The following is a 17419-nucleotide window of genomic DNA, read 5'->3' as shown; positions in this document are numbered from 1 at the left end:
CATTAGGCTATTCACGGGTTCGTGATACTGCAATGCAATATGATGTTGCATCGCACAATCAACTGTGCCATATAAGCCGTGCCCCGGGCCCCAACCGGACGGGGTGAGCCCATAGCTCAAGCAATGAGGATGGAGAGACCCCAATGACCATGGAAACCAACACCGCTTTCGAAGGCTTCAAGGACGCGTTCAAGAACATCCAGAACCTGGAAGTTCCCGAGGCCGCCCGCGAGTTCGTCAAGAAGACCGCCAACACCGCCAAGGACCGTGCTGCCGAGGCCTTCGCTGGCTCCGAGCGCGTGACCGCCGCCGTCGAGAACGCGGTGACCGAGTCCGTTGCCGAGGCCGGCAAGATCAGCCGCAACATCCAGCAGGCGATCTACGAGGACGCCGAGGCGTTCTTCTCGGGGATCGACAAGCTCGCGTCCGCCAAATCGTTCAGCGAAGCCGTCGAGATCCAGTCGAGCCTGCTCCGCGCTCGCGGCGAAGCCTTCGTCTCGCGCGCCAAGGCGACCACCGACTATCTCGGCAAGCTCGCCGCCAACGGTGCGAAGTCCGCTCAGGACAACTTTGCCAAGGTCTACACCAAGACCGCCTGATACGCGCCTGAGACGAGAAACTGAATTTGAGGCCCGCTTCGGCGGGCCTTTGTTTTTTGCGCTGCCGTCATTGCTTCGCTTCGCTCGCGATCACGGGTAGGGTGATGCAGTGATGACTCCACCCGCCACCTTTTCCTTCGACACTCCCGGCGACGCCGAACGCGCGTCCGAACTGCGCCGCGTCAAGGCGCTGGCGACGCTGGTGCTGGCGGCGACGCTCGCGCTCTTTGTCATCGCGAAGTGGCTGTTGCCCGTGCACCCCGTGTTCGGCTTCATCGCCGCCTTTGCAGAGGCCGCCACTATCGGCGGGCTCGCCGATTGGTATGCCGTGGTCGCGCTGTTCAAGCGGCCGCTCGGACTGCCGATTCCCCACACTGCGATCATCCAGAGCAACCAGGCCCGCATCGCCGACAAGCTCGGCGAATTCATCCAGGTGCACTTCCTCTCGGCAGGTCCCGTCGAGGCCAAGCTGAATGAAATCGATTTCGGCTCCTTCGTCGCCGACTGGCTGCGCGACCGCAAGCGCAGCGATGACCTTGCGCGCTTCGCGCTGCGTTTGCTGCCGGAGGCGGTTTCGGCCACGGAAAGCTCGGGCCTGATGACCTTCGTCATGCGCCGCATGTCCTCGCAGCTCCAGGCGATTGATCTTGCACCGCTCGCCGCCGGCACGCTGCGCGGCTTCGTGGCGGAGGGACGGCACCAGATCCTGTTCGACGATCTCCTGCGTGTGATGCACGAGACGTTGAACCAGAAAGAGACGATGGCGATGATCCGCGAGAAGGTGCGCGCGGAGTTGCCGACCCTGCTCAGGCTCTATCGCGCCGACAAGTTTCTGGTGAACAAGATCGTGTCGTCGGCGACCGCCTTCTTCAACGAGGTGCGCAGCGATCCCAAGCATCCGTTCCGAGGCGAGTTCGACCGCATGGTGCTGAGCTTCGTCGACCGGCTCGGCACCGATCCGGCCTATATCGACCGTATCGACGGGTTGAAGCGCGATCTGTTGGCGCGGCCCGAGCTTGCCGATCTCGCCCGCACCGTCTGGGCCAACACGCGCTCCTTCATCGAGCGCAGTGCGTCCGGCGAAACGCAGGTGCTTCAGCATCATCTCGCCGGAATGTTCGTTTCGGCGGGCGATGCGCTCGCCGGCGATGCCGAGTTGCGAGGCGAGATCAACAAAGGTCTGGTGACGGTGCTTCGCAGCTTCGTCGCCGATCAGAAGAGCGGCGTCTCGACCTTCATCTCCGACCAGGTCAAGGCGTGGGACATGGCGCAGCTGATTTCGCTGATCGAAATCAATATCGGGCGCGACCTGCAATACATTCGCTTCAACGGCTCGCTGATCGGCGGACTCGCCGGTCTCGCGCTCTTCTCCGTAGAATTCCTGCTCCGATTGTTGTGACTTTTGCGTCACGCCGATTAGCATTAACGTACAAGCCTATTGTGGCGCAGTGCTGCACCGGCTTGAATGTCGGGAACGGCCGCCTAGCTGATTCATGTTGCGCTGCGGAACATTTGAGAAGCCGGCGTATTGGAATTCATGCCCATTGCCGGTCTCGCAGCCGGCGCCTCCCGGGGAAACATTGATGTCCGCTACTGCCCAGACGCTGCGTCCGCCGTCCCGTACCCTGATGTTTCTGGAAGGGCGCGCGATCCACGAGTTCGGCGCATTCCTTGGCGCGCTGCCGCTGCTGAGCCTCGCGCCGCGCGGTGATGGGCATCCGGTGCTGGTGTTCCCGGGCCTCGTGGCCTCCGACGCGTCGACGCGGGCGCTGCGCACGTTTCTGATCAGCAAGGGCTACGCCGTGAGCGGCTGGCGCCAGGGTCGCAACTACGGCCTGCGCGAGGGCGTACAGCATGCGATGGTCGATCTGGTCCATGAGCTCAGCGACACCCATGGCCGCAAGATCAGCCTGGTCGGCTGGAGCCTTGGCGGCCTCTATGCGCGCCAGCTTGCCAAGATGATGCCCGAGCGCGTGCGCCAGGTCATCACGCTCGGCAGCCCCTTTGCCGGCGATCCCCGCTCGACCAATGCCTGGCGCGTCTATGAATGGGCGAGCGGCCGGAAGTCCGACGAGGTCGATCCCGAGTTCGGTGGCGAACTCGCCGTCCCGCCGCCGGTGCCGACCACCGCGATCTTCAGCCGTACCGACGGCGTCTGCGCCTGGCAGGGCTGCATGGAAAAGGCGGGCGCGCAGACCGAGAGCATCGAGGTCGAGAGCAGCCATTGCGGCATGGGCCATCATCCGGCCGTCGTCTACGCGGTGGCCGACCGCCTCGCGCAGAAAGAAGCCCAGTGGCGGCCTTTTGATCGCAGCGGCTGGCGCAGCCTGGTGTATCCCGACCCGCATCGGTGATCTTTCGCCTCTCCCCGCGTGCGGGGAGATGCCGGATTGCATCGGAGATGCAATCCGGGGGGAGTCTCAGCGAGTCCAACTCTACCGGCCCCGCGGAAACTCCCCTCATCCCGACCTTCCCCGCAAGCGCGGAGAAGGAGACGAGGCAGCGGAGCGCGTAGCGATTGCCCTATTCGCTTCATTCGCGCTATGCCTCGCGCATGGCGCATCCGCTCTCCCGCATCATCGACCAGCTCAAGCGCGAGCCGTCGCGCACCGGCTCCATCGTCATCACCATGTTCGGCGACGCCATCGTGCCGCGCGGCGGCTCGGTCTGGCTCGGCACGCTGCTGAAATTCTTCCACAGCCTTGATATCGACAGCGGTGTCGTTCGTACTGCGATGTCACGGCTCGCCGCCGATGACTGGCTGACGCGCGAAAAGGTCGGCCGCAACAGCTTTTATCGCCTTGCCGACAAGGGGCGGGAAACGTTCGAGGCCGCGACGCGCCACATCTACGACCCGCCGCCGCCGGACTGGACCGGCCGCTTCGAACTGCTGCTGATCGGCAATGGCGAGGACCGCGACGCCTCGCGCGAAGCCCTGCGCAATGCCGGCTTCGGCAGCCCGCTGCCGGGCGTCTGGGTCGCTCCGTCAGGTGTTCCGGTGCCGGAGGAAGCTGCAGGTGCCATCCGACTCGAGGTTTCGTCCGAGGATGACAGCGGGCGTCGCCTGCTCAGCGCGAGCTGGCCGCTGGGGCGCACCGCGGACGCCTATCTGAAGTTCATGAAGACGTTCGAGCCGCTTCGCGGCGCGCTCGCACGTGGCACGTATCTGTCCGAGGCCGACGCCTTCACCGCACGCATCCTGCTGATCCACCACTACCGCCGCGTCGTGCTGCGCGATCCGCTGCTGCCCGAGAGTCTGCTGCCGGCGGATTGGCCGGGCAGGGCTGCCCGCAAACTCTGCGGTGAGATCTATCGCGCGCTGCTTGCGCCGTCCGAACAATGGCTTGACAGCCATGGAACCAACGAGAAGGGGCGCTCCCGCCGGCGAGAAAGCTGCTGGAACGGCGGTTCGAGGCTTGACTTACATGTTACAAAAATATCTTGCATGAAGTGATTTTTGTTATATATTTCCTCCCAATCGAACGGGAGGATGCGCATGTATACCCAGGCGCTCAACGCAGCCGAGACCGATGATCGCGGTCTTGAGGACGCGGCCAAGGCCGCGCAGTTTCAGGCCCGTATCGATGCCGAAGAGCGCATCGAGCCGAACGACTGGATGCCGGCGGCCTATCGCAAGACGCTCACCCGCCAAATCTCCCAGCACGCCCATTCCGAAATCATCGGCATGCTGCCTGAAGGCAACTGGATCGCGCGCGCGCCGACCTTGCGGCGCAAGGCGGCGTTGCTTGCGAAGGTGCAGGACGAATGCGGCCACGGGCTCTATCTCTATGCCGCCGCCGAGACGCTCGGCACCTCGCGCGAAGAGCTGGTCGACGCGATGCTCTCAGGCAAGGCCAAATATTCCTCGATCTTCAACTATCCGACGCTGACCTGGGCCGACATCGGCACCATCGGCTGGCTGGTCGATGGCGCCGCGATCATGAACCAGATCCCGCTGTGCCGCTGCTCCTATGGCCCTTATGCGCGCGCGATGATCCGCGTCTGCAAGGAAGAGTCCTTTCATCAGCGCCAGGGCTACGAGATCATGCTGACGCTGTGCCGCGGCTCGGACGAGCAGAAGGCGATGGCGCAGGACGCGCTGAACCGCTGGTGGTGGCCGGTGCTGATGATGTTCGGCCCGCCCGATTCCAGCAGCCAGCACAGCGACACCTCGACCAAGTGGAAGATCAAGCGCTTCTCCAACGACGAGCTGCGCCAGAAATTTGTCGATGCCACCGTACCGCAGGCGCAATATCTCGGTCTCACCATCCCCGATCCCGGCATGACTAGGGATGCGGAAGGTCACTGGCGCTACAGCGAGATCGATTGGACCGAATTCAAGCAGGTGCTCGCCGGCAACGGCCCCTGCAACCGTGACCGCATGGCCGCGCGCCGCAAGTCGCACGACGAGGGCGCCTGGGTGCGCGAGGCGGCTGCCGCCTATGCGGCGAAGCGAGCGCAGCGCCAGACCGCCCAGGCTGCGGAATAGGGAGATCAAAGATGGCCACGCCGAATACGCCGCTGTGGGAAGTCTTCATTCGCAGCCGCAACGGGCTCGCGCACAAGCATGTCGGCTCGCTGCATGCGAGCGATGCCACCATGGCGCTGCAGGCGGCGCGCGATATCTACACCCGCCGCGGCGAGGGCCTGTCGATCTGGGTGGTGCCATCGACCGCGATCACCGCAAGCGATCCCGCCGAGAAGGGCATGATGTTCGAGCCGGCGGAATCCAAGATCTACCGGCACCCGACGTTTTATGAGGTGCCGGAAGAAGTAGGGCACATGTGATGCCTGCCGCCAACATCCAAATCTCCGAAACGCCGCTCGTGCTCTATGCGCTGCGTCGCGCCGACGATGCGCTGATCCTCGGGCACCGGCTGTCGGAATGGTGCGGGCACGCGCCGATGATGGAAGAGGACATGGCGCTCTCCAACATCGGGCTCGACCTCATCGGTCAGGCGCGCGAGCTCTACACCTACGCCGCCAACTCCGAAGGCAAGGACAACGACGAGGACAAGCTCGCTTACCTGCGCGATGTCAGGCAGTACCGCAATCTGCTGCTGGTCGAACAACCCAATGGTGACTTCGCCCAGACCCTGATGCGGCAGTTCTTCTATTCCGCCTTCGCCGATCTCTACTGGCGCGCCATGATGACCTCGCGCGACGCGACGCTCGCGGCGATCGCCGCCAAGTCGGAGAAGGAGAGCGCCTATCATCTGCGTCACGCCTCGGAATGGATCATCCGGCTCGGCGACGGCACCGACGAGAGCCATCAACGGGCGCAGTCGGCGATCGATCACCTCTGGGCCTTCACGGGAGAGATGTTTGCCGTCGACGACGGCGAGCGCGCGCTGATCCATGCCGGTATCGCGGTCGATCCCGGCACGTTGCGCGGCCGCTGGATGGCAACGCTGTCTGATGTCGTTGGTGAGGCAACGCTCACGCTGCCGCAGAACGATTGGATGCAGCAGGGCGGCCGTTCGGGTCGGCACAGCGAGCATCTCGGTCATCTCCTGTCCGAGCTGCAATCGATGCAGCGCACTTTTCCGGGGCAGACATGGTGACGGTGCTGGAGCACGATAGCGAGTTGCGCCAGCGCGCCTGGGACGCTGCTGCAAGCGTCGTCGACCCGGAAATCCCGGTGCTGACCATCGCCGATCTCGGCGTGCTCCGCGATGTCGTTCTCGACGGTGACCATGTCGAGGTTGCGATCACGCCGACCTATTCCGGCTGCCCGGCGATGAACATGATCGCGGTCGAAATCGGGATCGCGCTGGAGCGCGCCGGCTTCCATCATCCGAAGGTGCGCACCGTGCTGTCGCCGGCCTGGACCACGGACTGGTTGAGCGAAGAGGGACGCCGGAAGCTGCACGCCTACGGTATCGCGCCGCCGCAATCCTCACACTCGCGCCGCGCGCTGTTCGGCGAGCAGGCCGTCACGTGCCCGCAATGCGGCTCGAACGAGACGGAGCTGCTGTCGGAATTCGGATCGACCTCCTGCAAAGCGCTTTGGCGGTGCAAGTCCTGCCGCGAACCCTTTGATTATTTCAAGTGTCATTGACCATGTCTGCAGCCGCACCGCGCTTCCATCGCCTGGCCGTCAACGATCTCCGCCGCGAGGCTTCCGACGCCGTATCGCTGACCTTCGCGATCCCGGGTGAACTCGCCAGTGACTATGCCTTTACCCCGGGCCAATATCTCACGCTCCGCACCACACTTGACGGCGAGGAGGTGCGGCGCTCCTACTCCATCTGCTCGGGCCCCGACGACGGCGAGATCCGCATCGCCGTGAAGAAGGTCGATGGCGGCGCGTTCTCGAGTTGGGCGGCAGATGAGCTGAAGAGTGGCGACGAGCTCGACGTGATGACCCCGACCGGCCGCTTCGGCGTGGTCCCGCCGGCCGAGACCGGCCGCATCCATGTCGGCTTCGCAGCCGGCTCCGGCATCACGCCGATCCTGTCGATCGTGAAGGGCGTGCTGGCGCGCGAGCCCAACAGCCGCTTCTTTCTGTTCTATGGCAACCGCGCAACCGACAACATCATGTTTCTCGAAGCGCTGGAGGAGCTGAAGGATCGTTTCATCGACCGCTTCTCTATCTTTCACGTCATCTCGGGCGAGGAGCAGGATATCCCGATCCTGCATGGCCGGCTCGATGGCGACAAGGTGAGGGTGTTGCTGCGCTCGCTGGTGCCGGCCGAAAGCGTCGACCACGTCTTCATCTGTGGCCCTCTCGGCATGAGCGAGGGGATCGAGGCGACCTGCCGTGATCTCGGCATCGCTAGCGAGCGCATCCATGTCGAGCGCTTTGTCTCCGAATTCGGCGGCAAGCCGCGACCGAAGAAGATCGTTGCTCCCGACGCGCCGCCGAGGGCGATCGCCTCCCTGATCATCGACGGCAAACGCCGCGACGTTCCCGTCGCCGAGGACGAGGCGATTCTCGACGCCGCGCTGCGCGCCGGCGTCGATCTTCCCTTCGCCTGCAAGGGCGGTATGTGCTCGACCTGCCGGGCCAAGCTGGTGGAGGGCGAGGCGCCGATGGACCTCAATTATTCACTAGAGCCTTGGGAGCTGAAGGCAGGCTTCGTGCTGACCTGCCAGGCCAAGCCGTCCTCCGAGCGGGTCGTGGTCGACTACGACCATGTTTGACAGTGTTGGCCAACCAGCAGAACATCAAGAGCAAGCATTTCACGGGGAGAAGCGCGTGAACGTCAAAGCCGCCTTGTCGCCTGAGAATGTTGCCCAGGCCTGCGCCGATGCGATGTGGGCGGAGGACGACGCCTCAAAGGGCCTTGGCATGGAGATCGTCGAAGTTGGCCCTGGCTTTGCGACGCTGGCGATGACGGTGCGGCCGGACATGGTCAACGGTCAGCGCATTGCCCATGGCGGCTTCATCTTCACGCTCGCCGATTCTGCCTTCGCCTTCGCCTGCAATTCGCACAATGACCGTGTGGTTGCTGCACAAGGCCAGATCACCTTCATCAAGCCGGGCAAGCTCGGCGATCGGCTCGTTGCAAAAGCGCGAGAAGTCACCCGCGTCGGCCGCTCCGGTATCTATGACGTGCGCGTCACCGCCGGCGATACCGTCATCGCCGAATTCCGCGGGCATTCGCGTGTCATTCCCGGCACGTGGCTGCCGGCGCAAGAATAGTAAGAGATCAAAAAAGAGAAGAAGAACAAATCAATGTGGGGAAACGAGAATGGCTTCGACGAAGCTGAAGGAAGGCGGCCACGTTTATAAGGCCGAGCTGGATGCGCAGGAGCGCGCGTCACGCGACGAGATCATGACCTTGCAGAAGCAGCGGCTGGCCTGGTCGCTGAAGCACGCCTATGACAACGTCGCGCATTATCGCAAGGCATTTGACAAGGCTGGCGTGCATCCGTCCGACTTTCGCGAGCTTTCTGATCTCGCAAAGTTTCCGTTCACGGTGAAGACGGATCTGCGCGACAACTATCCTTTCAACATGTTCGCCGTGCCGCGTGAAAAGCTGGTGCGCGTGCATGCGTCCTCCGGCACGACAGGCAAGCCGATTGTCGTCGGCTATACCCAGCGCGATATCGAGACCTGGTCGGAGGTGATGGCACGCTCGATCCGCGCGGCGGGCGGCCGCACCGGCATGATCATCCACAACGCCTATGGCTATGGTCTTTTCACCGGCGGTCTTGGCGTGCATTACGGCGCCGAAAAGCTCGGCTGCACGGTTGTGCCGATTTCCGGCGGCATGACCGAGCGTCAGGTCCAACTGATCAACGACTTCCGACCCGACATCATCACGGTAACGCCGAGCTACATGCTGGCGATCCTGGACGAGTTCAAGCGCCAGAAGCTCGATCCGCGCCAATGCTCGCTCAAGGTCGGCATCTTCGGCGCCGAGCCCTGGACCAACGCCATGCGCGGCGAGATCGAGGATGCCTTCGACATGGACGCGACCGACATCTATGGCCTGTCCGAGGTGATTGGCCCCGGCGTCGCGCAGGAATGCATCGAGACCAAGGACGGCCTTCACGTCTGGGAGGATCATTTCTATCCCGAGGTGATTGACCCCGAGACCGGCGCGGTGCTGCCGGACGGCGAGAAGGGTGAGCTGGTCTTCACCTCGCTGACCAAGGAAGCCTTCCCGGTGATCCGCTATCGTACCCGCGACCTGACGCGGCTGCTGCCGGGAACGGCACGGCCGGGCATGCGGCGTATGGAAAAAGTGACGGGCCGCTCCGACGACATGATCATCCTGCGCGGCGTCAACCTGTTCCCGACCCAGATTGAGGAGCTGCTGCTCGCCACCGATTGGTGCGGCGGTCATTTCATCCTCGAATTGACCCGCGAAGGCCGGATGGATGAACTGACCATCATCGCCGAGGCGCGCCCCGAAAGCTGGGATGGAAGAGGCCTCGTCGGCCATGCCGACCAGATATCGACTCAGATCAAGAACACGATCGGCATCAGCTCGAGGGTGCAGGTGGTGGCGCCGGCCACGCTGGAACGCTCGCTCGGCAAGGCCAAGCGGCTCTACGACAAGCGGCCGAAGGATTGACTTGACCGCCCCCAAAGGCGACAAGGCCCGCGAGACATCGCGGATCTTTCTTATGTCGCCAGCCGATACCAAAACCGTCGAGGCGCATTGCGTCCGCCTCAATGCCAAGGCGGAAAACGCCGCTGCGGTTGCACCCGTGGTCGAGCATCATAAACTGACGCGCGGCCCGAACGATCTCCTGATCGAGGTGAAGGCCGCGGCGGTCAACCCGTCCGACGTCAAGGCCGCCACCGGGCTGATGCCTTATGCCGTGTTCCCGCGCACGCCCGGCCGTGACTACGCCGGCGTGGTGATCGACGGGCCGGCAGGCACGATCGGCCGCCAAGTGTTCGGCTCCTCCGGTGATCTCGGCATCCGCCGCGACGGCACGCACGCCAGCCATCTCGTGGTCGAAGCTGAGGCGGTCGTCGAGAAGCCGAAGAGCGTATCCTGGGAGGAGGCCGCCGGCATCGGCGTGCCCTTCGTGACCGCGATGGAAGGCTTTCGCCGCGCGGGCGTGCCGAAGAATGGCGAGATGGTTCTGGTGTTTGGCGTCAATGGCAAGGTCGGTCAGGCCGCGGTGCAGATCGCGACATGGCAGGGCGCGCGCGTCGTCGGCGTGGTGCGCAAGGCGGAAGCCTATGAAGGCCATAGCAATGCGCCGATCGAGGTCATCGACGCTTCCGTCGTCGATGTCGCCACACGCGTGCGCGAATTGACCGGTGGCAAGGGCGCTGACATCGTTTTCAACACGGTCGGCGATCCCTATTTCCAGGCCGCGCACAAGTCGCTCGCGCTGCGCGGTCGCCAGATCCTGATCGCAGCGATCGACCGGATCGTGCAGTTCAACATCCTCGAATTTTACCGGGGGCAGCACACTTATGTCGGCATCGACACGCTCGGCCTGTCGTCGGCCGCAACCGGCGCGGTGTTGCGTGATCTCGGGCCCGGCTTTGCGAGCGCTCATCTGCAGCCATTCCCGATCAAGGCCAATGCGATCTATTCGCTGGAGCGCGCCAGGGAGGCCTATGTCGCCGTCGCCGGCTCCTCGCGCGATCGCGTCATCCTGAAGCCGTGATCATGGAGTCGTCCGCCCAACTCGTCATCCTCGCCGGTCTCGTCATCGGCCTCACCTATGGCGCCGTCGGCCTGCTCAGCGGCTTCTGCCTGATGAGCAGCATGCGCGGCTGGCTGGCGAAGGGCGACGAACGGCTGCTGCGGACTTACGCGCTCGCGATCGCCGTCGCGATTGTCGCCAGCCAGATGCTTGCCAGCAGTGGAGTGGTCGATCTCGGCAAGTCGATCTATCTGCAGCAGACGTTTTCGGCACCGGTGCTGTTCCTCGGCGGCCTGCTGTTTGGCTACGGCATGGTGCTGTCGAACGGCTGCGGCTCGCGCGCGCTGGTGCTGCTCGGGCGCGGCAATCTCCGCTCCTTCCTTGTCGTGATCGTGCTCGCCATCGCTGCGCAGATGACGCTCAAAGGCCTGATCGCGCCGGCGCGCATTGCGCTGGTTCAGGCTTCTCAAACCACCGTCAGCGCCAATTCGCTGCCCACTCTGTTGGCGACGCTTGGTCTCGGTGAAGCTCATTCTCGCACGCTCTCCGCAGCCGCGATCGTCATCGCGCTGATCCTGTTTGCTTTCGCGCATCCGGCGTTTCGCCGCTCGCCGGGCCAGATCGCGGCGGGCGTCAGCGTCGGTCTGCTTGTCGCCTGTGGCTGGTACGTCACGGGCTATCTTGGCGCTGACGATTTCAATCCCGTCCCGGTGACCTCGCTTACCTTCATCGCGCCGATCGCCGATAGCCTGCAATACGCGATGCTCTCGACGGGCCTGACGCTCAACTTCGGCATCGCGACCGTTGCGGGCGTCTTTACCGGCAGTCTGGTCACTGCGCTTGCCACGGGCCGCTTCCATCTCGAAGGCTATTCATCGCCACGCCACATGCTGCAATCGGCCGGCGGCGCCGCGATGATGGGGATCGGCGGCGTGATGGCGTTTGGCTGCTCGATCGGGCAGGGGCTCACGGGTATATCGACGCTCGCACTGGGCTCGTTCATTGCGGTCGCCGGCATCCTGCTCGGGACGACGGCAGGGCTGCGCGGTGCACTGCGCGTTCAGCCGCTCGCGGTAGCCTGACGGCGCAGCAGCCGGTCGCCCAGCGTCGCAAGGCCAATGCCGGCCACGATCAGTGCGGCCGCCACGGCCAGGCTGATGTCGATGGGCTCACCCAGCAGGATGGCTGCACTGGCGATACCAACGAGCGGCGTTCCGGTGGTGCCGAGCGACGTCGTCAGGGCGGAGATGCTCTTGTTGACCATCGACATCGCCCAATAGGCCAGCGCTGTCCCGATCAGGCCGGAGTACAGGAACAGCAGCACGAGCCTCAACGACCATTCCGCATGCGGCAGGCCATCCGCGACCAGCGCCGAGCCTGTGAGCACGATGGTTGCCACGAGCACCTGCCAGATCAAGAGCTGGAGCGGGGACGCGATCCAGCGATGCGCGCGGATATAGATGATGTTCGCGGCCCAGGAGATTGCGGCCATGATGACCATGCCGGCGCCGAGCACGACGTTAGTGTCGGTGCAATCGATCGACGTCGGATTCAGGATGACGGCTAGCCCGATCAGCCCCAGCAGGGCACCGGCGAGCTTTGGCGCCGTCAGCGTATCCTTCCCGAGCAAAGGCGCGGCGATCGCAACCTAGAGCGGCGTGGTGTAGCCGAGCACGATGGCCTTGCTCGCGGGCAGGAAGCGCACGCCGGCCGCAACCAGGACCGAGAATATCGTCATGTGCAGCAGCGCCACACTCAAGACCACAGGAATGTCGCGCCGCTCCGGGATCACCAGATTGTTGCTCAGTCCGAGGATCACGAACAAACCCGCCAGCGCGATCCAGCTCCGGATCGCCGACGTCCAGAGGGGCGGAAGGAATTGCACGAGCTGCTTCGTGATCGACCAGTTCACGCCCCAGGCCAGCACGACGATGAGGAACAGCCCGATTGCTGTGCGGGCAGAGAGGGAAGAGTTCATCGCAGAATCCTTGAAGCAGTGTGGTCTGCGGGATAACATCCGCTCTGGCGCTTGAAAAAGCGCCAGATTTGAGAGAAATAAAGTGCCAGTTTCAGAAAGCATGATCTCCGGTCTGATCGACCTGAACCGGACCGACGAAGAGGGGCTGGTGGCCCGGTTGACCAGCCAGCTCCGAAGCCTGATCTCGACCGGCCACCTCGCCAAAGGCCGCGCGCTGCCGTCAAGCCGCCGGCTTGCGAGCGATCTCGGCGTCTCACGCAACACGGTGACTTACGCTTTCGAGCAGCTCGCTGCTGAAGGTTATCTCGAGGCTTCACACGGACGTCGTCCCGTGGTGACAGTCGACGGCGGCGGGCGCACGGAAGGGGCGGGCGCCGCCGCTTCGCGCGTTCGCTCCGCCGGGCCGCAGCTCTCGCCTTGGGCTTCGCAGCTCAAGCAGACGGACTGGCCGATGTCCTATCAGGCCCCTCTCAGACCGTTGCGGCCGGGGCATGGTGATTTCAGGGAGTTTCCGAACGAGGTGTGGGCGCGCTGCCTGCGCCGCAGCGCCGTGCGTGCCGCCAGGCGCGAGCTTGGCCCCGTCAACCGGACGCGTCTGCGTGAGGCGCTGGCGCATTATCTCGCGACCAGCAGAGGCGTTCGCGCCACGGCCGACCAGATCATGATCCTGCCAAGCGCACAGGCTGCACTGAGCTTGATAGCGGCCACGCTCGTTAGGCCGGGCGACGACGTCTGGGTCGAGGATCTCGGCTATCCCGGCGCCGCGGCCGCCTTCCGTGCGTCTGGTGCGCGTGTGACCGGTATCAGGCTGGATGGACAGGGCATGCAGCGGATGCCAGGAATGGCTGCACCAAAGCTCATCTTCATGACGCCATCGCATCAGCATCCAACCGGACGGCTGATGTCTCTCGCGCGCCGTACCGAATTGCTTCGATTAAGCCGGCCCGGCAAGACCTGGATTGTCGAGGACGATTACGACGGCGAGTTCCACTATGACAGCCGGCCGGTACCTTCCCTGCAGGGGCTCGACGGCCATGACCGTGTATTTTATGTCGGCACGTTCTCGAAGGCGATGACGTCGGATATCCGGCTCGGCTATCTCGTGGTGCCACCGCCGCTGGTCAGCACATTCGAGATCGCGCAGCGGCATATCGGCTTGATCGCTTCCAGCCACATCCAGGAAGCGCTCGTCGAGTTCATCGCCGACGGGCATTTTCTGGCGCATCTGCGTCGGATGCGCCGGCTCTATCACGCGCGTCGCGATCATCTCGTCGAGGGACTGGAGCGTCATCTCGGTGAGGTGCTCTCGGTTGAGGTACCATCGGGGGCATCCAGCTCGTCGCCCGCCTCAAGCGCGGTCGTGCCGATCAGGCCGCGGTGAAGCGGCTGGTCAACGCAGGCGTCGAAACGCGCGCTCTATCCAGCCTGGCGTTGGGCAAGCCGCGCGATCATGGTCTGTTGCTCGGCTTTGCGGCCTGGCGCGAGAGCGAGATCAGTGCGGCGGTGCGAATGATGGCGTCATGCTTCTAGGCAGTCGCGCTAGTCAACCGCCTTCGTCACGATGCGAATCTCCGAGGTCAAGGTCCGGTGCACCGGGCACTTGTCGGCGATCTCCATGAGCCTCTTGCGCTGCTCGGCGTCGAGCGCGCCGTCGATTGCGATATCGCGCTCGATCTGGTCGAGCATGCCGTCGCGCGTCTCGCACTCCGCGCAGTCCTTGGCGTAGATTTTTGAATGCTTCAGCGTGACGGTGACGCGGTCGAGCGGCAGCGACTTGCGGTCAGCATAGAGGCGCATGGTCATGGAGGTGCAGGCACCGAGACCGGCAAGAAGGAAATCATAGGGCCCGGGACCTGCATCCTCGCCGCCGGCCGCCACCGGCTCGTCCGCAACGAGACGATGCGGCCCGACGGTGATGGCCTGGTTGAACTTGCTCTTGCGGGTCTCCTGGACCACGACCTTCCGCGGTTCCTCGGGGAGATCCATCGCTTTCGCCGGCTTTGCCGTGTCGACATATCGGCTCGCCCAGGCAGCGATCACATCGGCCGCATAGAGCGCGTCGGCCGGTTTGGTCAGCAGATGGTCGGCATGGTCGAGCGAGACGAAGCTCTTGGGATGTTTTGCCGAGACGAAAATCTTCGTCGCATTGTCGATCCCCACGGTATGGTCGACCGGCGAATGCATCACCAGCAACGCCTTGTGCAAGCCGGTGACGTCCTTCATCAGCTCGTATTCGACGATGTCGTCGAGAAATTCGCGCTTGATCCGGAATGGGCGGCCCGCAAGCGAAACCTCGATCTCACCCTGCGCGCGGATATTGTCGAGATGCTCTCTAAAGAGACCGGTGACGTGAGCAGGATCGGACGGCGCCGCGACGGTCGCGACCGCCTTGGCCTCCGGAATCTTTCCGGCGGCCGCCAGAATCGCCGCGCCGCCGAGACTGTGCCCGATCAGGATCGACGGCGCCTTGCGGGTCGCACGCAGATGATCGGCGGCATGCACGAGATCGGCGACATTGGAGGAGAACGTCGAATTGGCGAAATCGCCTTCGCTGGAACCAAGCCCGGTGAAGTCGAAGCGCAGCACCGCGATGCCCTTGGCGGCAAGCGCAACGGAGATGCGCTCGGCGGCCAGCGTGTCCTTGCCGCAGGTGAAGCAATGCGCGAACAGTGCGTAGGCCACTGGCTCGCCGTCAGGAAGCTCCAGCGCAGCCGCGAGTTGATGGCCGCCTTCGCCGGTGAATTGAAAGCGTTCCGTCGGCATGGGCTTCCCCCGTTCTTGCTTGAGCCTAGTCGGCCGAATAGCGCTGCTCGGCCCAGGGATCGCCGCGATTATGATAACCGCGGACCTCCCAAAAGCCCGGCGCGTCGTCGGTCAGGAATTCGATGGCCTGGACCCACTTTGCGCTCTTCCAGAAATAGAGATGCGGCACGACCAGCCGCACCGGGCCGCCATGCTCGTCAGACAGCGGCTGCCCCGACCAGCTATGGGCGAGCAGCGCGTCCTCGGCGGCAAAGTCATCGAGGGCGAGGTTGGTGGTGTACCCGTCATAGGAATGCAGCACCACGAAGCGTGCATCGTCGCGCGGCTGGCAGGCTGCCAGCAGCTCGCGTGTTGCGAGCCCCTCCCACTCATTGTCGTAGCGCGACCAGGTCGTCACGCAATGAATGTCGGATGTGAACTGGTCCTGCTTCTGCGCGGCGAACTCCGCAAAGGTCCAGAACACCGGAGTCTCGATTGCGCCGTAGACGTCGAGCCGCCAGCGATCGCGCGAGACCGGCGGCACGACGCCAAGGTCGAGCACCGGCCAGTCTTTCGTCAGATGCTGGCCGGGCGGCAGGCGTTGATCCTCCGAGCGCATAACCTTCCCTGTGAGAAAGCGGCCCTCGCGCGCCCATTTTTCCTTGGTGCGCGTCAGCTTGCTGTCGGATGGCGTCTGGTCGGCCATGGGCTACTCGTGGCGGTGCATCGCGGAGGCGTGCTTGGTATCGCGCATGGTGGAATAGATGATCAGCGACAGGAAGATGACGCTGGCGAGATAATAGTAGAACCATTCCTCGTGCCCGATGCTCTTGAAATAGAGCGCGATCGCAGGCGCCGTGCCGCCGAAGATGGAGACTGTGATCGCATAGGGCAGCCCGACGCCGAGCGCTCGGACATTGGTCGGGAATAGCTCGGCCTTCACCACCGCGTTGATCGAGGTATAGCCGGCGACGAACAGCCAGGCGCAGCAGATCAGGATGAATGCCGTGAACGGCGACTTGGTCTCTTTCAGCGTCATCAGTAGCGGCACCGTCGCGAGCGTGCCGGCGACGCCGAAAAAGATCAACAGCGGCTTGCGGCCGATCTTGTCGGAGATCGCGCCATAGATCGGTTGCAGGATGGTCGCGAAGATCAGCGTGCCGAAGATCACGAAGGTGGTCTGGTCCTCGGTCAGGCCGACCGAGAGCTTCACGAAAGTCTGCATGTAGGTGGTGAAAGTGTAGAACGCCGCGGTGCCGCCGGCAGTGAGGCCGACCACGAGTAGCAGCTCGCGCGGATACCGCAGCAAATTGGTGATTGAGCCGGTCGGCTTCACCACCTTCTTGGCTTCCTCGAACGCCTCGGTCTCCTGCAGATTGCGCCGCATCACTGCGGCAAAGATCGCGAGCGCCGCGCCGATTGCGAACGGAATCCGCCAGCCCCAGGCCTTCAGCTCGTCGGGCGTCAGGAAGACCTTTTGCAGGAGCAATAGCACGATGATCGCGGTGAGCTGACCGCCGATCAGCGTGACGTATTGAAAGCTCGAATAGAAGCCGCGATGCTTGGGATCGGCGACTTCGCTGAGGTAGGTGGCGCTGGCGCCATATTCGCCGCCGAGGCTCAGACCCTCGATCACGCGGGCCAGCGCCAGGATCACCGGGGCGGCAAAGCCGATCGTGGCATAGGTCGGCGTCAGCGCGATGATCAGCGAGCCGAAGCACATGAAGACCACCGACAGCGTCAGTGAGATTCGCCGTCCAAAATGGTCGGCGATATAGCCGAACAGCCAGCCGCCCAAGGGCCGCATCAGGAAGGTCGCCGCGAACACCACGGCGACGTTCAATTGCTGGACGACGGGATCGCTGCCCGGGAAGAAGGCCGGAGCGAAATAGAGCGCAAACGCCGTATAGGCGTAGAAGTCGTACCATTCGACGAGATTGCCGATCGAGCCGATCAAGATCGCCTTGATCCGGCGCTCGGCGTCGGCGAGGTCGATGTGATCGGAGGCCGGTTTGATGGCTTGCTCTGTCACGTC

Annotated in this window: 15 protein-coding genes and 3 pseudogenes; 14 read left to right on the top strand and 4 right to left on the bottom strand. The window is 63.8% G+C overall.

All coding sequences use genetic code 11. From position 1 onward, the window contains the following. Positions 1-143: 143 nt before the first annotated feature. The 13 genes and pseudogenes from ACTGJ9_RS32455 to ACTGJ9_RS32395 all read left to right on the top strand — a co-directional run bounded on the left by ACTGJ9_RS32455 (position 144) and on the right by ACTGJ9_RS32395 (position 11746). Positions 144-599 (top strand): phasin, encoded by a 456-nt coding sequence (locus tag ACTGJ9_RS32455; RefSeq protein ID WP_456674368.1) that lies wholly within the window; start codon positions 144-146, stop codon positions 597-599. A 112-nt stretch (positions 600-711) separates the two neighbouring features. Next, positions 712-1998 carry a DUF445 domain-containing protein gene (locus tag ACTGJ9_RS32450; RefSeq protein ID WP_456674367.1) on the top strand — a complete coding sequence of 429 codons (1287 nt, stop codon included), beginning with the start codon at positions 712-714 and terminating at the stop codon, positions 1996-1998. A 184-nt stretch (positions 1999-2182) separates the two neighbouring features. Further along, a complete protein-coding gene (locus ACTGJ9_RS32445; RefSeq protein WP_456674366.1) occupies positions 2183-2953 on the top strand; it encodes an esterase/lipase family protein in 771 nt (256 codons plus the stop codon). A 200-nt stretch (positions 2954-3153) separates the two neighbouring features. After that, a pseudogene (gene paaX, locus ACTGJ9_RS32440) lies at positions 3154-4019 on the top strand (phenylacetic acid degradation operon negative regulatory protein PaaX). A 76-nt stretch (positions 4020-4095) separates the two neighbouring features. After that, positions 4096-5088, top strand: coding sequence for a 1,2-phenylacetyl-CoA epoxidase subunit PaaA (gene paaA / locus ACTGJ9_RS32435; RefSeq protein ID WP_456674365.1), 993 nt, complete (start codon positions 4096-4098; stop codon positions 5086-5088). A gap of 11 nt (positions 5089-5099) precedes the next feature. Beyond that, entirely contained in the window at positions 5100-5387 is a 288-nt protein-coding gene (gene paaB / locus ACTGJ9_RS32430) for a 1,2-phenylacetyl-CoA epoxidase subunit PaaB (RefSeq protein ID WP_008136594.1), read from the top strand. Beyond that, a complete protein-coding gene (gene paaC / locus ACTGJ9_RS32425; protein WP_456674364.1) occupies positions 5387-6163 on the top strand; it encodes a 1,2-phenylacetyl-CoA epoxidase subunit PaaC in 777 nt (258 codons plus the stop codon). Before paaB ends, paaC begins: the two co-directional genes overlap by 1 nt. Beyond that, positions 6157-6660 carry a 1,2-phenylacetyl-CoA epoxidase subunit PaaD gene (paaD, locus tag ACTGJ9_RS32420; RefSeq protein ID WP_456674363.1) on the top strand — a complete coding sequence of 168 codons (504 nt, stop codon included), beginning with the start codon at positions 6157-6159 and terminating at the stop codon, positions 6658-6660. The genes paaC and paaD overlap by 7 nt, the downstream gene beginning before the upstream one ends. Before the next feature lie 2 nt (positions 6661-6662). Beyond that, positions 6663-7745, top strand: a complete 1083-nt coding sequence (paaE, locus tag ACTGJ9_RS32415) for a 1,2-phenylacetyl-CoA epoxidase subunit PaaE (protein WP_456674362.1) — start codon at positions 6663-6665, stop codon at positions 7743-7745. Between the two features lie 55 nt (positions 7746-7800). Then, complete coding sequence (gene paaI / locus ACTGJ9_RS32410; RefSeq protein ID WP_456674361.1) at positions 7801-8247, top strand: hydroxyphenylacetyl-CoA thioesterase PaaI; 447 nt, start codon at positions 7801-7803, stop codon at positions 8245-8247. Between the two features lie 49 nt (positions 8248-8296). Then, positions 8297-9628: a phenylacetate--CoA ligase PaaK gene (gene paaK, locus ACTGJ9_RS32405; RefSeq protein WP_456674360.1), complete on the top strand. Its 1332-nt coding sequence runs from the start codon at positions 8297-8299 to the stop codon at positions 9626-9628. A 52-nt stretch (positions 9629-9680) separates the two neighbouring features. After that, entirely contained in the window at positions 9681-10685 is a 1005-nt protein-coding gene (locus tag ACTGJ9_RS32400; protein WP_456678697.1) for a quinone oxidoreductase family protein, read from the top strand. A gap of 2 nt (positions 10686-10687) precedes the next feature. Next, positions 10688-11746, top strand: coding sequence for a YeeE/YedE family protein (locus tag ACTGJ9_RS32395; protein WP_456674359.1), 1059 nt, complete (start codon positions 10688-10690; stop codon positions 11744-11746). On the opposite strand, the pseudogene ACTGJ9_RS32390 reads toward ACTGJ9_RS32395, so the two are convergent. Continuing rightward, a pseudogene (locus tag ACTGJ9_RS32390) lies at positions 11725-12681 on the bottom strand (DMT family transporter). The gene ACTGJ9_RS32395 and the pseudogene ACTGJ9_RS32390 sit on opposite strands and share 22 nt — an antisense overlap. Positions 12682-12742: 61 nt before the next feature. On the opposite strand from ACTGJ9_RS32390, the pseudogene pdxR reads away from it, so the two are divergent. Next, positions 12743-14172 (top strand): annotated as a pseudogene (gene pdxR, locus ACTGJ9_RS32385) (MocR-like pyridoxine biosynthesis transcription factor PdxR). A gap of 9 nt (positions 14173-14181) precedes the next feature. Here the strand turns inward: pdxR and ACTGJ9_RS32380 are convergent. Genes ACTGJ9_RS32380 through ACTGJ9_RS32370 form a run of 3 tightly spaced genes read right to left on the bottom strand, consistent with a single transcriptional unit; the run spans position 14182 to position 17416 of the window. After that, a complete protein-coding gene (locus ACTGJ9_RS32380) occupies positions 14182-15405 on the bottom strand; it encodes a bifunctional alpha/beta hydrolase/OsmC family protein (RefSeq protein ID WP_456674358.1) in 1224 nt (407 codons plus the stop codon). A gap of 25 nt (positions 15406-15430) precedes the next feature. Beyond that, on the bottom strand, positions 15431-16090 hold the full coding sequence (locus ACTGJ9_RS32375) for a sulfite oxidase-like oxidoreductase (protein WP_456674357.1): 660 nt from the start codon (positions 16088-16090) through the stop codon (positions 15431-15433). 3 nt (positions 16091-16093) lie between these two features. Beyond that, on the bottom strand, positions 16094-17416 hold the full coding sequence (locus ACTGJ9_RS32370; protein WP_456674356.1) for an MFS transporter: 1323 nt from the start codon (positions 17414-17416) through the stop codon (positions 16094-16096). Between the last annotated feature and the right edge of the window lie 3 nt (positions 17417-17419).

The sequence above is a fragment of the Bradyrhizobium sp. RDM12 genome, from assembly GCF_051917485.1.
In the GTDB taxonomy this organism is placed as follows: Bacteria; Pseudomonadota; Alphaproteobacteria; order Rhizobiales; family Xanthobacteraceae; genus Bradyrhizobium.
The sequence above is the reverse complement of the archived record's forward strand: the minus strand, read 5'-3'. Positions and strand labels throughout refer to the sequence as shown.

Excerpts from the sequence above, each read along its gene's own strand:
- ACTGJ9_RS32455 (WP_456674368.1), top strand. The coding sequence starts at position 144 with ATGACCATGGAAACCAACACCGCTTTCGAAGGCTTCAAGGACGCGTTC.
- ACTGJ9_RS32450 (WP_456674367.1), top strand. The coding sequence starts at position 712 with ATGACTCCACCCGCCACCTTTTCCTTCGACACTCCCGGCGACGCCGAA.
- ACTGJ9_RS32445 (WP_456674366.1), top strand. The coding sequence starts at position 2,183 with ATGTCCGCTACTGCCCAGACGCTGCGTCCGCCGTCCCGTACCCTGATG.
- paaA (WP_456674365.1), top strand. The coding sequence starts at position 4,096 with ATGTATACCCAGGCGCTCAACGCAGCCGAGACCGATGATCGCGGTCTT.
- paaB (WP_008136594.1), top strand. The coding sequence starts at position 5,100 with ATGGCCACGCCGAATACGCCGCTGTGGGAAGTCTTCATTCGCAGCCGC.
- paaC (WP_456674364.1), top strand. The coding sequence starts at position 5,387 with ATGCCTGCCGCCAACATCCAAATCTCCGAAACGCCGCTCGTGCTCTAT.
- paaD (WP_456674363.1), top strand. The coding sequence starts at position 6,157 with ATGGTGACGGTGCTGGAGCACGATAGCGAGTTGCGCCAGCGCGCCTGG.
- paaE (WP_456674362.1), top strand. The coding sequence starts at position 6,663 with ATGTCTGCAGCCGCACCGCGCTTCCATCGCCTGGCCGTCAACGATCTC.
- paaK (WP_456674360.1), top strand. The coding sequence starts at position 8,297 with ATGGCTTCGACGAAGCTGAAGGAAGGCGGCCACGTTTATAAGGCCGAG.
- ACTGJ9_RS32400 (WP_456678697.1), top strand. The coding sequence starts at position 9,681 with ATGTCGCCAGCCGATACCAAAACCGTCGAGGCGCATTGCGTCCGCCTC.
- ACTGJ9_RS32395 (WP_456674359.1), top strand. The coding sequence starts at position 10,688 with ATGGAGTCGTCCGCCCAACTCGTCATCCTCGCCGGTCTCGTCATCGGC.
- ACTGJ9_RS32380 (WP_456674358.1), bottom strand. The coding sequence starts at position 15,405 with ATGCCGACGGAACGCTTTCAATTCACCGGCGAAGGCGGCCATCAACTC.
- ACTGJ9_RS32375 (WP_456674357.1), bottom strand. The coding sequence starts at position 16,090 with ATGGCCGACCAGACGCCATCCGACAGCAAGCTGACGCGCACCAAGGAA.